This is a genomic window from Aquimarina sp. AU474, assembly GCF_900312815.1.
GTDB lineage: Bacteria > Bacteroidota > Bacteroidia > Flavobacteriales > Flavobacteriaceae > Aquimarina.
In genome coordinates this window covers 281,543-297,778 of the sequence record NZ_OMPE01000004.1, presented here as the reverse complement: position 1 = coordinate 297,778, position 16,236 = coordinate 281,543, and the positions used below count along the sequence as shown (strand labels likewise).

Annotated in this window: 10 protein-coding genes; 8 read left to right on the top strand and 2 right to left on the bottom strand. The window is 34.9% G+C overall.

Features of this window, described 5'->3' with window-relative positions:
- Nucleotides 1–11 precede the first annotated feature (11 nt).
- From DK508_RS02490 to DK508_RS02470, 5 genes are all read left to right on the top strand, one after another.
- Complete coding sequence (locus DK508_RS02490) at nt 12–1,004, top strand: sugar phosphate isomerase/epimerase (RefSeq protein WP_109299165.1); 993 nt, start codon at nt 12–14, stop codon at nt 1,002–1,004.
- Nucleotides 1,005–1,019: 15 nt separating this feature from the next.
- A complete protein-coding gene (locus tag DK508_RS02485) occupies nt 1,020–2,249 on the top strand; it encodes a nucleoside permease (RefSeq protein ID WP_109299164.1) in 1,230 nt (409 codons plus the stop codon).
- 2 nt (nt 2,250–2,251) lie between these two features.
- Nucleotides 2,252–3,385, top strand: a complete 1,134-nt coding sequence (locus DK508_RS02480; protein WP_109299163.1) for a Gfo/Idh/MocA family protein — start codon at nt 2,252–2,254, stop codon at nt 3,383–3,385.
- Nucleotides 3,386–3,484: 99 nt separating this feature from the next.
- On the top strand, nt 3,485–4,537 hold the full coding sequence (locus tag DK508_RS02475) for a sugar phosphate isomerase/epimerase (RefSeq protein WP_109299162.1): 1,053 nt from the start codon (nt 3,485–3,487) through the stop codon (nt 4,535–4,537).
- A gap of 18 nt (nt 4,538–4,555) precedes the next feature.
- Entirely contained in the window at nt 4,556–5,347 is a 792-nt protein-coding gene (locus DK508_RS02470) for a DUF1080 domain-containing protein (protein ID WP_109299161.1), read from the top strand.
- Between the two features lie 74 nt (nt 5,348–5,421).
- Here DK508_RS02470 and DK508_RS02465 read toward each other — a convergent pair whose 3' ends face one another.
- Entirely contained in the window at nt 5,422–6,318 is an 897-nt protein-coding gene (locus DK508_RS02465; RefSeq protein WP_109299160.1) for a DUF6607 family protein, read from the bottom strand.
- A 122-nt stretch (nt 6,319–6,440) separates the two neighbouring features.
- Between DK508_RS02465 and DK508_RS02460 the strand changes: the two genes are divergently transcribed.
- The 3 genes from DK508_RS02460 to DK508_RS02450 are packed head-to-tail and all read left to right on the top strand — an operon-like array spanning nt 6,441 to nt 9,637.
- Nucleotides 6,441–8,531, top strand: a complete 2,091-nt coding sequence (locus DK508_RS02460; protein ID WP_109299159.1) for a TonB-dependent siderophore receptor — start codon at nt 6,441–6,443, stop codon at nt 8,529–8,531.
- Nucleotides 8,532–8,552: 21 nt separating this feature from the next.
- Entirely contained in the window at nt 8,553–9,188 is a 636-nt protein-coding gene (locus DK508_RS02455; protein ID WP_109299158.1) for an HmuY family protein, read from the top strand.
- Entirely contained in the window at nt 9,188–9,637 is a 450-nt protein-coding gene (locus tag DK508_RS02450) for a DoxX family membrane protein (protein ID WP_109299157.1), read from the top strand. Before DK508_RS02455 ends, DK508_RS02450 begins: the two co-directional genes overlap by 1 nt.
- Before the next feature lie 73 nt (nt 9,638–9,710).
- Here DK508_RS02450 and DK508_RS02445 read toward each other — a convergent pair whose 3' ends face one another.
- The gene (locus DK508_RS02445) at nt 9,711–16,235 is read right to left on the bottom strand and encodes a T9SS type A sorting domain-containing protein (RefSeq protein WP_109299156.1); all 6,525 of its coding nucleotides are present in this window, start codon (nt 16,233–16,235) and stop codon (nt 9,711–9,713) included.
- Nucleotide 16,236: the final 1 nt, after the last annotated feature.

Sequence of the window (16,236 nt, the reverse complement as noted above, 5' to 3'; positions counted from 1 at the left end):
ATAATAATATCATGCAAAAATTAATTCTTAAAGGACTCATATTACTTTTAATTCTAGGGTCTTGTAAAAAGAATACTTCAGAAAATAATGAAGCTTCAAATGAAAAACCTAAAATGGAAACTATAGAAAAAGAACATGTTCCTTTTTTTAAATTATCTCTAGCCCAATGGTCCCTTAATAAAGCTATCAAGTCTGGAGAGATGAATCCTTTAGATTTTGCTCAAAAAGCAAAAGAATTAGGTTTCGAAGGAGTAGAATATGTAAGTCAATTGTATACCGAAGAACTTAAAAAGGGTACAAATCCAGAAACGGCTATGCAACAACTTTTAGACACTCTAAAAGCCAAAAGCGAAGCTTATGATATTCAAAATCTAATCATAATGGTCGATCACGAAGGTGATCTTGCCGTAACAGATGAAACAGAACGAAATCTAGCTGTAGAAAAACACAAAAAATGGGTAGATGCAGCGCAGTTTTTAGGCTGCCACTCTATTCGTGTTAATCTATTTGGGACTAATAATCCAAAAGAATGGGTTGGTGTAGCTGTCGATGGTTTATCAAAATTATCCAAATATGCAGCTACCAAAAATATTAATGTAATTGTAGAAAATCACGGGTACTTATCTTCAAATGCTGCATTATTAATTGAGGTAATGAAAAAAGTAAACATGCCCAATTGCGGAACATTACCCGATTTTGGTAATTTTTGCTTAGAACGAGAAGATGGTGAGCGTTGGGGTACTAAGTGTGTTAAAGAATATCCTAAGTATCAAGGCGTAGAAGAAATGATGCCTTATGCCAAGGCAGTAAGTGCCAAATCTTACGATTTTGATACTAATGGTGCCGAAACTTCTATCGATTATACAAAAATGCTTGAGATTATAAAAAAGTCCGGATATACAGGTTTTATAGGAGTAGAATATGAAGGTGAACGTTTGGGTGAAATTGAAGGTATTACGGCTACTAAAGATTTGCTTGTTACTCTTGCAAAACAAATTAACTAACTAATACAATCTTTTATGAAAACTACAACTCAAGTCCAGCTTTCTATAATGATGTTTTTAGAATTCTTTATATGGGGTGGTTGGTTTGTAACTATGGGAATATATTTACCCAATACATTAAACACAAGCGATGGAGAAATCGCGATGGCGTATTCGACACAATCATGGGGAGCTATTATAGCGCCTTTTATTATTGGTTTGATTGCAGATCGTTTTTTTAATGCCGAAAAGATTTTAGGTGTTCTTCATATTATAGGTGCAATATTAATGTATCAAATGGCCAACGCCAGTGATTTTAATGCTTTCTTCCCTTATGTTTTAGGATACATGATAATATATATGCCTACACTGGCATTAGTAAATTCAGTTTCTTTTAATCAAATGAAAGATCCTGCCAAACAATTCTCTTTCGTTCGTGTTTTTGGCACCATTGGATGGATTGTAGCTGGATTACTTATTAGTTATGCTTTTCATTGGGATTCTCAAGAAGGAGTCGCTAGTGGAATGCTCAAAAACACATTCTTAATGACATCCTTAGCTTCTATATTTTTAGGAGTATTTAGTTTCTTTTTGCCAAAAACTCCTCCAAAAATTGGTAAAGATCAAAAAATCAACATTTCAGGTATTTTAGGATTAGATGCTCTACGCCTTTTAAAAGATAGAAATTTCTTATTCTTTTTTCTTGCATCTATATTAATCTGCATCCCATTAGCTTTTTATTATCAGCATGCAGGTCAGTTTTTAGGTGAAATCGGAGCATCAAATCCTGCTGCTAAAATGACGATTGGTCAAGTTTCTGAAGTTATCTTTATGCTCCTTCTTCCTTTTTTCTTTAAAAAGTATGGTTTCAAGAAAACTCTATTGGTAGGTATGCTTGCTTGGACTGTACGCTATTTGTTATTTGCCTACGGCAACTCAGGAGAATTAGCTTTTATGCTAATCGTTGGGATCGCTTTGCATGGTATATGCTATGATTTCTTTTTTGTTTCAGGTCAAATTTATACTGATAGTAAAGCAGGAGAAAAATTTAAAAGTGCCGCACAAGGTTTAATCACTTTAGCTACATATGGGTTAGGAATGCTAATCGGTTTTTATGTGGCAGGAAAAATAACAAATTCTAATTTGATTGCAGAAGGCCAACACAACTGGCACAGTATCTGGATATTCCCTGCTATGTTTGCTGGAGCAGTAATGGTTCTTTTTGCCGTATTTTTCAAGAACGAAGAAATAGAATATAAAGAATAACTATGAGTAACAAAATAAAATGGGGAGTCCTAGGTGGTGGTGGTGATAGCTTGATTGGTATATTGCATAGGATAGCAGCAAGTATGTTTGATGCTTATCAACTTACAGGAGGTGTTTTTAATCCAGATGTAACGATTAGTCTTGATTTTGCAAAAGAGATAGGTATTCCTACAGATCGTATTCATGCCAATCTAGACGAAATAATTGCGGCAGAACTTGCTTTGCCCGAAAAAGAAAGAATACAAGTGTTTTCTGTCTTGACTCCTAATTTTTTGCATTTCCCAATGGCAAAACAATTATTAGAAGCCGGTTTTCATGTGATTTGCGAAAAACCAATGACCATGACATATGATGAAGCTCTTGAATTGCAATCGATCCAACAAAAAAATAAGAACATTTTTGCGTTGACGCATACTTATACGGGATATCCGATGGTTCGACAAATGAAAGAAATGATTGCCAATGGCGAAATCGGAGCCATACAAAAAGTAGACGTTCAATACTATCAAGGGTGGATTAATCCTATTATACATGATAAAGACCAACGCTCTTCTACATGGAGACTTAATCCAAAAAAATCAGGAATAAGCTGTTGTATGGGAGATATAGGTGTTCATGCCTACCAAATGCTTGAATTTGTTACAGGTAAAAAAATCAAATCCATTCTGGCTGATTTGAATCATTTATATGAAGACAACCAAATGGATATTGATGGTACCATATTGCTTAGGTTAGATGAATATGTAAAAGGTGTTTTACGTGCAAGCCAGATAGCCACAGGAGAAGAAAATAACTTTACTGTAGCGGTATATGGTAAAAAGGCTTCTCTAAAATGGGAACAAGAAAATCCAAATTATCTATATTTACTCGAAGAAGAAAAGCCGTTACAAGTGTTAAAACCAGGCCACTCTTATAATAGTGCTCTTTCGCTAGATGGCACGAAACTCCCTCCTGGGCATCCGGAAGGTATTTTTGATGCTATGGGTAATATCTATAAAGGAGTTGCAAAAGCAATTCGAGGAGAACAATTTAATGAAGGTGAATTTCCTGGAATGCAAGATGGCGTACGTGGTATGAACTTTATAGAAAAAGCAATACAATCACATCACGATGGAAATGCATGGGTTACACTGTAGTTTATTAGTAGTGTGATTTCAAGAAAGCTCTAAAAATGACAATCACCTTATCCTTGTATTGGTGAGCATAAGAATAAACACTTTTTTTAAAAATTATATATGAAAAGTATTAAAGGACCTGCTATATTTCTCGCTCAGTTTATGGATGAGAAAGCTCCATTTAATTCGCTTGAAGGGTTATGTAAGTGGGCATCAGATCTAGGGTATAAAGGTATTCAAATCCCAACCTGGGAAACAAGATTAATCGACCTTGAACAAGCAGCTAATAGTCAAACTTATTGCGACGAGTTGAAGGGTAAGATTGCCGATTACGGATTAGAGATTACAGAGCTTTCCACACATTTACAAGGTCAATTGATTGCAGTACATCCTGCATATGATCTTATGTTTGATAATTTTGCTCCTGATAATTGTAAAAACAATCCGGCAGAACGAACAAAATGGGCTATACAACAGTTAAAAAGTGCCGCTACTGCGAGTAAAAGACTGGGGCTTTCTGTACATGCTACTTTTTCTGGAGCATTGTTATGGCATACTATGCACCCTTGGCCACAAAGACCGGTTGGTTTGGTCGAAATGGGGTTCGCAGAGCTTGCAAAAAGATGGCTCCCAATACTTAATCATTTTGATCAAGAAGGTGTTGATGTATGCTACGAAATTCACCCTGGAGAAGATCTACATGATGGTGTTACTTTTGAACGTTTTCTTGAAGCAACAGGAAATCATAAACGTGTAAACATACTATATGATCCAAGTCATTTTGTATTGCAACAGTTAGATTATATCGAATATATTGATCATTATCATGAATTTATTAAAGCCTTTCATGTAAAAGACTCAGAATTTAACCCTAATGGAAAGAAAGGTGTTTTTGGAGGATATAGTGAATGGAAAGATCGAGCAGGAAGGTATAGATCTCCAGGTGATGGTCAAATTGATTTTAAGACCATTTTTTCTAAATTAACTGAATATGGGTGCGATGTTTGGGCGGTCATGGAATGGGAATGTTGTATCAAATCACCAGAACAGGGAGCTCGTGAAGGAGCACCATTTATTAAAAACCATATTATTGAAGCTACCCAAAAGTCTTTTGACGACTTTGCCGGAGCCGATATTGATAAAGAGCAATTAAAAAAAATATTAGGGCTTTAGCCAACCAAAAACTCTGTAATGAAAATAATCATCTATTTCTTCTTGACCCTAGGTTTAATTTTTTCTTGTAAGAAAAAAACAGAACATACCGAAGTAAAACAAACCAAAGAAGAGATTACAATTCCTAAAGTAAAGGAAATAACAGATCCCAAAGAGACTGAGGTTTGGGAACCAGAACCAAAAGCTGTTACATTTAATGAAAATAAAGTACCATCTGATGCCATTGGCTTGTTTGAAGGAACCCATCTGGATCAATGGATATCTACCAAAGATTCTTCGGTAGTTAAATGGACTATTCATCCCGACAAAACTATGACTGTTGGCCCAGGAACAGGGGATATACAAACCAAACAACATTTTGGGAGTGTTCAATTACATTTAGAATGGAGTGCCCCTGATGTAATAGAAGGTGAAGGACAGGGCCGCGGTAATAGTGGTGTTTTCTTTCAAGATAAATATGAAGTTCAAATTCTGGATAGTTATCAAAATCGTACTTATGCAAATGGTCAGGCCACATCAATTTACAAACAGCATATTCCATTAGTAAATGCAACAAAAGCTCCAGATCAATGGCAAACCTATGATATCATATTTCATGCTCCGCAATTTGATACTGCAGGTAACAAAACCAAATCTGGATTTTTTACCGTAATCCATAATGGAGTACTTGTTCAAGATCATGTAGAGATTTTGGGATCTACCGAATATATAGGACCTCCCAAAAATGAGGCGCATGGAAAAGGCCCTATTAAATTACAAGATCACGGTAACCTTGTACAATATCGTAATATCTGGGTTAGAGAATTATAACGCAAAAGCATAAAGGTCTATAATTACACTAATGTTAATGCAGTTATAGACCTTTACATATAATATTGTTGTTTCTATTGCTTCAAAAATTTATTTACTACTTCGGCAATATCTTTACGTTTTGTTTTGACATCCATCCCAAATAAAAATTTATACAAAGGTTTCTCATCTACAGATTTTTTAAGAGTAAGATCGGTATTGCGATTATAAATTTGATCCCACTCTGCACGTACAGAAGTCCAGAAATTTTGATTATTTTTCCACCAGATTGAGGCTAATTTACATTTTTCGTCAGCAACTTTAGTATAGATATTATACCCTTTCTCTTTGGCTAGGATAACATCTTCTTTTTGATGTTCTCGAATTATCTTGTCATTATCTTGTTCATGAACCCATCCATAATCTGTAATTTCATGTCGGTTTCCTCTGATCATGACATTATAGTCGCTACGTTTGGTATATTCGCGCCTTGGCAGAGGTGCGTTGGTTTTATTTTCCCAATAATGTTTTCCGTCTACATGTACCCAAGTCGACGAACCAGAATATCTTGGACTATCATCTACTTGATATACTTTTTGAGTCCATTGCCCTTTAACCTGTTCTGGCTTTAAAGAAGTATATTTCCATGAATTACCTTTAACATAATTATGAACATCTGTATTTTCATACAACCAATCTTGTCTCCAATGTTTAATAATCATTGAATCCCTAACAATTAATAAGTGTTGAATAGATAATTTATTATCCTCATCGGTGATCAACTCTGCCCATTCTAGACCACCTGTAACATAATCTTTGGATTTTTCATAGCCTTCTTTTGGCGAGAAAGTTTCAGAATACTTAAAGGTTACTTCGTAGCAACCACACATAGCTTTAATTGCTTCAATGTCTTTTTGTTTCTTATCTGTTTGAGCGCTTATTATCATAGAAACCAATAATAGAAATAGCGTACTAATTTTTTCAATTTTCATTTTTGTGATGATTTATAAATTAAGAAATTCGAGGTCAAAATTAATTAATTTTATTTAGATTTAATAAAAATAAGATTTATATATTTGCATTTCATTAATTATTAAGAATTAGTCTAAATAGTATGAGGAGAGTTTTTTGGGTATTATTAGCTTTAAAATCAACACTTTATAGTCAAAACATAGAGCATGTAAAAAATACAGACTCTATAGTACATCAAAACCTAGAAGAAGTTATTATAAGTGCCACACGTACGCAAAGGCAACTCTCCTCTATCCCTTTACCTGTCATTTTGATACCCAAAAATCAAATCCAAAAAAGCGGTACTATACGGCTTAACGAAATTTTGAATGAACAAACGGGTATTATTACAGTTGCCGACGAGAGTGGTTTTGAAGGTATCCAAATGCAAGGAATCAGTTCGGATTACATTATGATATTAATTGATGGGGTTCCATTGGTCGGTAGAAGTGCCGGAAATTTAGATCTAAGTCGCCTTACCGTAGGTAATATCAAGCAAATTGAAGTCATTAAAGGCCCCTCTTCTAGCCTTTTTGGATCTGAAGCCATGGGCGGTGTGATTAATATCATTACTGATACTCCAAAAAGTGAAACACTTAATGGATCCGCTTCTTTTAGAATAGCTTCTTTTAATACTCAAGATAGTAACTTGACAATTGCACAACGTAAAAATAAATTTAGCTATAATTTTTTTGCAAACAGATTGTTTAGTGATGGGTATGATCTAAGAGAAGAAACTCCTGGTCAAACTGTAGATCCTTTTGAAAATTACACTTTTCAAGGAAAGATATGGTATGAAATTAATAATACTCTCTCTCTTTTTGCTTCAGGAAGATATTACTTTCAAGATCAAGATTTAAGTTTATTTTTTAACAACAATACCTTCGAAGGTACCAGTGACTTGGATGAATGGAATGTCCAAGTAAGGTTAGAGCATGATCTTGCTTCTTCTCTAAAATTACAGTACGAATTGTATTATACTAATTACAAAGCTTCAGAACTATTAGCTAATCCTCTCGACAATGAAGTTTTCTCCCAAAGTGATTTTGATCAACACCTCTTTCGCCCCGAAATAAGAGCCAATTATAATTTTAGTCCTAAAAAAGCTCTTACCCTTGGTACAGGATGGAATAATGAACGATTAAATCGTACTTTTTTTGATGAAGAAATCAAATTTAATTCACAATATGTTTTTACTCAATATGACTTTTACCCATTGTCAAAAGTTAATATCATTTTGGGTGCAAGGTTTGACAATCACAGCGAGTACCAATCTCAATTTAGTCCAAAAATTTCGATAAAGTATGATATTACTAAAAATTTATCTTTTAAAACCTCAACTGGATATGGATTTAAAGCTCCCGATTTCAGGCAATTATATTTTGATTTTACCAATTCTGCGGTGGGGTATACTGTATTGGGTTATAATGTTGCCGTTGATAAGCTTAATGAATTGATAGACCTTGATCAAATTATAGATGTTGTTGTAGATATTAATGCGTTAAACACGCCCTTGAAACCGGAGAGTTCTATTGGTTTCAATTTTGGGGTAACCTATACAAATGATAATTTTTTACTAGAGGCCAATTATTTTAGAAACGAAATTGAAAATCTAATTGATACCAGAGTAATAGCTCGAAAAACTAATGGTCAAAATGTGTTTAGTTACACCAATTTCAACAATATTTTTACCACTGGATTAGAAATAAATACACAATATAAACTCACAAAAAACATCAAACTACTAGCCGGGTATCAATTACTATATGCCAAAGACAAGGATGTTTTGGATCGACTAGAGAATGGAGAATTTTTCGCAAGAGATTCTGAATCTTTAGAAACATTTAGATTAGAAAAATCCGATTATTTTGGCTTATTAAATAGATCAAGACATACTGCCAATCTTAAAATTTTCTATGAAATCCCCCAGTGGGATTCTTCAATTAATGTAAGAATTAATTACCGAAGCAAATATGGCTTAATTAATAATACAGAAGGTGGAAATGACATTTTAGACATCTACGATCCTTTTGTAAATGGGTATGCCCTTACGAATCTAGCTATTAATAAAACATTCAAAAAGAACTACAAACTACAATTAGGGGTGAATAATATGTTTGATTATACAGATATACAAAACATTTCTAATCTGGCGGGTAGACAAATTTATGGAAAAATGGAAATTCAATTTTAATATTTACAAATCAAAACTAATATGAAAACTATCAAATTAATTATAGTACTCTTACTATCAACACATTTTATTGCATGTAACAGCGATGATGATGCGCCAGGGCCAGAAATAACACCTGTGGTTTCTAAAAGGATTGAGAATCTTCATGCTCCACAAACTGGAGGTCAAGGTCAACCGGTGGGTGGTGAATTCACAAAATTCGATTTTACAACTGGTGAGATTACTACCAGTAATATAGATTGGGATATCGCTTTTAGAGGTACAACAATTGCAGTAAACGGAGGAGTCGTTACCGGAACAACAGATGAGCCTGCAAGAAATGGTGCAGCGGCAGCTGTTATTTTGACTAATACCTTTAGTGAAGTAAAAGAAGCCCCAGAAACTTCTTTGTTTACACAAGATGCAGATGGTGCATTTGCCATACCTACAGGTAGTGGAAATGGATGGTATAATTACAATTTCCAAACTAATATTGTTTCGCCTATTGCCGGTAAAATTTTAGTATTCAAAACTAGAAATAATCAATATGTGAAAGTAGAAATATTGAGCTATTACAAAGATGCTCCTGCATCTCCCGACGGTACGGTACATGAGTCAAGATATTACACTTTTAATTATGTATACAACCCAAATGAGGGTGATAAAAACTTAGAATAATGAGCAAAATAATTAGCATCATTTTTATCATTCTTCGTTTAGCATTAGGCGGAATGATGATTTACGGAGGAATTCAAAAATTTAAAAACTTAGATCCATCTCCAATTGAAGTAGTTGAAAAAGCTCAAAAATTTCAGGAACCAGGTCAAAGAAATACTTTACAAAAAATCCTTTATATCAACGGTATGAAACAAACTGGATATTTTTGGCAAGTATTAGGAATCTGCGAAATTATATTTGGGATATTATTAATTATGCAAGGCACCGGATTTATTGGAGCTATTTTTTTACTTCCTATAACATTGCATATTTTTTTATTTCATTTGTTTCTAGAATCAGATGAAGTTGGAGAATTATTTCTTACAGGAGGGTATTTTCTTGTTAATACACTATTGATTGTTAAAGAATATGAGCGGTGGAAAAAGCTAGTGTGGATTAAAATTTATTAGCACAAAAAAGCATAAAATCAAAAGGGGAAACTAATACACAGTTTCCCCTTTTTTTGTATTGGTTATTTAGTATTTATTCCATGATTAATTTACGTACTTGACTTCCTGATCTAGTCTCTAACAAGATAAAGTAAATACCCGAGTTGAGCGAAGACATATCGTAATCAAACATATATGAGTCTTTACCTTGATCACTTCTCGAATCAATCAAGTTATTATTGACCATATTAAAAATTTTCACATTTATTGGCGATGGTTTTGCTAAACTAACATCTACTTTAAATATACCATTTGAAGGGTTAGGATATACTTTATACTCTATAGATGAAGTAATTGATTCATCTTCTTCATTTTCTTCCTCATTTTCATCAAATTCTTTTTCTACAACAATAACTTTCTTTGTTTGGGTCGCACTACACAATCCTCTAAAGGTGGTTACAGTAATTTCATACTCTCCCGGAGTATCAAATACAAGTTCTGCATAATTATCATCAGCAAAAACAACCTTAGCTTCTTCTGGGAATGTCCAATCCAAACTATCCGGTATCGGATTACTTATGTTTACAATCACAAATTGTTCATTAACAAAAACCTGCGTGGATGCAATAAATTGAGCCGCTACTATATCTGTAGTTCTATCTATAAAAATATCATCTGTTGCTATACAACCCTTGCCATCTGTTACTTCTACTGTATAGATACCAATAGCATCTACTTCTACGACTGGATCTGTACTTGTAAATCCGTTATCCGAACTCCATAAATAAGTTGCTGTAGGATCTGTAACAGTAGCATTTATTTCTGCTACCTGATCCTGGCATAATGTAATATCCTCACCTATATCAACAATGAATTCTTCTGGGCTATCCACCAATATTTCCTTACTAATTTGACACCCTTTGGCATCTGTAATAGTTACTTGATATGTATTTGCACAAATACTTACCAAATCTTCAGAAGTACTACCATTACTCCATTGATAACTATACGGTGGTGTTCCTCCACTCGTTTCTAATAAAATCTTACCATCACACCCAGCATAACATGTAGGATCTGTAACAATATGATCTGAAGTTAACGCTAGTGGAGCTGTTAGTACAACTGTACCCGAAGTAGTACATCCTCTAGCATCGATAATATCCAAAGTATACGTGCCTGCAATTACATTTTCTAACCTATCCGTACTAGCTCCTGTACTCCAAAAATACCTATATGGTGCCGTACCACCCATTACAGAAGTAGTAATTGTCCAATCGTTTTGATCACCACAGTTTACAAAGTCTGAAGATATTTGTAAGTCTAAAGCATCAGGTTCACTTAACTCAAATACATCACTAGTTGTCGATGTACTAACGGCATCAGAAACAATAATATAATAGTTTCCTGCAGGAATACCCTGTAATAAGAAACCATCAATTCCTATTGGTGTATTTAAATCAGCGTTATACCATTGATAGTTATACTGTTTTGTAGAGTTAAAAGGTACTCCACCTTGCACTACAGCAGTAAGACTTCCCGAGGTTGCACTTCCAAAACAAGAAATCACACTAATCGGCTCTATACGTACTTCTAAAACTGGCGGTTCAAATAGATCAACATCATCTATTTGTAATACACACATATTAGCATCTGTTACTGTAAGTGAATATTTTTCTGCTCCAACATTACTTAACACATTAGTTGTCGATGATTGTGGTACTCCATTAAAATCAAACCACTCAAAAGTATATGGTTCTGTTCCTCCACCAATATTTACTCTAATACTACCATCTGTTGCTCCAGCAGAAGAAGGGTATTCTCGATCTATTGTACCTCCAATAACAAATAAGCTTTGAGGTTGTCTTACTTGAATTTCTTTCTCTACAATACAATCATTAGCATCGGTTACTGTGATTGTATAGAAACCTGCTCTTAAAGAAGATACATCTTCAATAAGATCACCATTACTCCAACTATACGAGTAAGGCTCTACCCCACCAGTAACTGTTATATCTATTGCTCCATCACTATCTCCATTACATAATAAGTGAGTAGTAACTTCATTTATTTCCAAAAGATCTGGTTGTTGAACAGTATACGTGTGATCATCGGTATTACCATTCTCATCAGTTACCACCACGGTATATACTCCATAAGGTAATGTGGTATCTGTATTTGGTGTAGTAAACAAAATCGTAGTAGGATCATCTTGTTCGTACCATTGATACGTATAACTTCCAAAACCTCCAACTGTAGTTGTTATTAATGGTATTTGAGTTTCTTCTCCGAAACATTGAATTCCTTCCTCTAAAGTAATTGACTGAATTTCTACAATTAACTCATCGGGCTGTGTTAATCTTTCGGTAATTGTGGCTATACAATCATTATCATCGGTAACCACTAATCTATAATTACCAATAGGTACATCTTCTAAATCTTCTGTAGATGCCGAAAATGATGGATCATCTAGGTCCACCCACTCATAAGTATAAGGAGTGGTACCCCCAGTAACATCAAGTGTGATTTCTCCATTATTCGTTTCATAACCTGTAAGATTTACAGGAGTAACTCCCGTGATTTCTAAAGGTGCGTCTGGTTGGGTAATAACTACACTTGCGGGTAATGAAGTTGTACATAAATTATCATCAATAACTACCACTTCATATGTTCCCGATGACAACCCTGCTAAATCTTCAGTTGTTTCTTCAAAATCAATATCTTCTAATTTTGTCCAGTTAAAACTATATGGAAGATATGCTCCTGTAGTTTCATCTTTTGGTCCACCTACAACGGTAATATTAATTACTCCAGTAGATTCTCCGTGACAATTTACATTTATTGGGTCTCCATCAAGAGTAACTACCAAATCATCAGGTTGAGTAAGATTAAAAGTATCCTCTGCTTCTTCTCCTTTAGAATCCGTAGCAACAATTTTATACAATCCAGCTTCTAAATCTGATATTTGATCCAAAGTAAGGTCAGTATTAAGTGGTGTTTCGATTGCACCTTCAACCAAATACCATTGATAATCAAAATCAGCTGGTACAGACTCTATCGGAAAACCACCGCTTACTACTGCCTTTATTTCTCCTAGTGCATCATCATGACATAATATCGGTGTAACTCCTTCGATTTCTACGGTTATTGGTAAGGGTTGCAACACGACAAAAGTTTCATTTACTTCACAGTCTCTTTCATCTTTAACCGTAATTGTATATGATCCCTGGGATAAATTATCTATAAATAATGTATTACGTGAAAAAGAAATATCACCATCCTTAGTCCAAGTTAAAGTATGACTACCTGTTCCTCCTACTACATCAATTAAAATATTACCATCTGTCCCACCTATTGATGTGGCATGTTCAAAAGAAACTCTTGTAATTTCTATTTCTTCGGATTCTATAATAGTAATGGATTTAGATGTATCGAGTTCACAATCATTTGCATCTTTAATCCAAACCTCGTATGTGCCTTGAACTAATCCCTCTATGGTAAAGCTTGTTAAATCATCTTCAGAAACATAGGTCGCTTTATTATCTATCGAAAAATAATAAGGTCGCGTTCCTCCTCCTGGCGTTAAAACTATCTCTCCTGTATTTTCTCCAAAACAAGCAACATCGGTTTTCCCTAAACTTAAAGTTAAAGGATCAGGATCTTCAAATAGAAGATTATCTTCTTTAAAAGTAAACCCATCGTTTACTCTTACTCTATAATTTCCTGTTTGGATATTTGTAATACTTTGATTGTTTTCTCCTGTAATTAAGGTTCCCTCTCTATACCACGTATATGTATATGTTTCAGAACCCCCAATAGGTTCGGCCAGTAAAGTACCCACTCCTCCATCACAAGGTATGGCCATATCTATTTTAATAGAAACCAATAATTCATCAGGTTCATCAACTACAATAATGTTAGATGGTTTAGAACATGTACCTGTACCATCAGTTACTGTCGCTACATAATCTCCAGCTAAAAGATTAGAAATATTCGTACCTACATCTGATATTGCAGTTCCATTTCTAGACCAGGTCACAGTATACTCAGAACCTGATGGTCCTGGTGTACCACCAGATACGGATATTTGTATTGCTCCTTTATTATCACCAAAAATATCGTTATCTACAACACTTGTTGGAGTTATTCCTATTTCGATAGGTTGACTAATCGTTAGGTTTCCAGCAATATCCGACCTACATGTTGTTACATCTCTATCGCGAGCAACAAAACGATAAGGCGCTGTTCTTGCTGCCAAAGCAAATACATTACTATCCTGCCATGTAGTGGTGGTTGGCCCATTCCAAACGGCATATTGATATATTCCAGATTTACCTCCTTCAACGGTTAGCGTTACTGCAGCATTATCTCCAAAACATGTAATAGGCTGATCATCAATATCTGTGATTCTTATTGGTAACGGGATATTAGTAAATCTAATATCTGTTTCACTTTCACTTCCGCTCCTTGCATCTGTTACTGTTACGGCATATACCGCATCTTCTCCTGTTATACTTAACCCAGTTCCATAATCGGATGCACCTTTCTTCCAAGAAATACTATATGGCGCATATCCGCCAGCTATATCATATACTCTAATTGTTCCATCATTACCTCCAGCACAACTAGGTGCTACTTCTTCGACCTTAAATGTTATCGCTTCTGGATCGATAATCTCTGGGAGATCCAACACTATAAAGCAACCTTTGTCATCCGTATACTTAATTTTATGGTTTCCTTTACGCAATCCTATAATATCAAAACCATTAGTAAATGCTCTACCGGTTTCTTTAACGGTCATAGAATTACCATCCCACCACACTTCGTAATCATAGTATTGACTACTACCATCTACAATTGGATTTCCTCCTGTAACTTCATCAATTGTAATTTTGGCATCACTAGCTCCTGGTGCTCCTGGATGTAATGGGTTAGGGTCACTTCCTGTAGCAACCTCAACGATATTATGATCTATCTGATCTTTTCTTAAAATCTCAACCATTACGGCTGTAGGCGTTATACAACCATTATTGTCCTGAATCTTTACATTTTTAACTCCTACAGAAACTCCACTTACTAAAATTGGTGATTGAGCAGCCGTAAACGATGTTGTACTCCAGGTAGCTCCATTATCCAAACTATATGTATAAGGTCCTGTACCATTTGAGGCTGTTATCTCTATAGAGCCATCGTTCTTTTCAAAACATGTTTCATCACTTTTTTTAGTAGCATCGAATACTATTGCGTCTGGTGGAGTTATAGTAAAAGGATATTCATATTCTTCACAAAAAGGAGCTCCTTCACCAATTGATCGGTCATAACCTGTTACCGCCAATCGGTATTCTCCTGCTTCTAAACCTTTCCCAGGACTTGGTGCCCAAGTATATGTCCAATTACTTCCTTCTTGAACGAAAGATCTTATTCCTGTATTATTATCTACAGTTTGATAGGTACCATCCTGAAATTTTTTGAAAAGATTGAAATACATTTCTTCTGCACTATAAATTTGTCTTTTAAAGAACAGTTTTAATGTGGCATCATTACCTCCAAAACATTTGGGTTGTGTAACTTCAGGTACTCTAGCTATCTCTGGAGCTTCCGGTAAATACAAAACGGTTATAACATTAGAAACTTTATCCTCGGGACTACAATCGGGATTAAGTCTTACTCTAATAGGTTTATTAATTTTTTGTCGATATGCTGCAGAGTTATATGTGAACATATCTGTTAATTTCAGGTTTATGCTTTTATCACCTCTATACTTTGTTAGCTCTTTATAAACTGGTTCGTTACGATACTGCTGACCACTATTTATTAAATCTTGTACTTCTTGTTGAGCCAATTGCCAAGCAAAATAATAAAACTCACATGCTCCGTCTGGTGGAGCCAAAGGAGCTGGACTTGGGGCACCTATTCCCGCTAATGGATTTGGATCTGCCCCAGCTATTACTAGAGGAGTTCCTCCTCCATCAAGACATAATTGGTATTCATTATATGCATCCTGAGCTTGTCTTCTAGCTCTTTTAAACGCTTCTGTTTCAACTCTTCTGGATCTTTCCTCAAATTCCCATCTATAAATACTATTCCATGCCGGAAAGACACTTGGATCCTGAATTCCTATCCCTTCAGATTCGCAAGCCGTTTTGGTTCTATTTACACTAGAATTATCAGAAAATTTAATTTTAAGTAAAGGTTCTGTGAATATCTTTATATTGGCGCCACCCATAGCAGCTCCTAAAAAAGACATATCATAACTATAGGTTCTACAAAATGAATGAGAAACACCTGTTATAGTTTGTGTTCTCCTCCTTCTACTACCACTACCACATCCTCTTCGAATATGCCTCACGGCCTGGACTTGCCATTCGGCAATTCTTTTATTTGCAGGAACTGTAATAGAACCTCTTAAAGTTCTTCTACCTTCCCACCAAGGGCCTTCACCAACGGTTTCAAAATCAGACTGCCCAACATATTTCACCTTTACATAATATGAAAGACAACGATAATGTCTTCCTGTATCATTGTAACTCAATTCATATCTTATCGTATACTGATCTTGTGCCGCAACATCGGTAGTATAAAATGATAAAACAATAATTAATAATAACAATAGTCGTTTCATA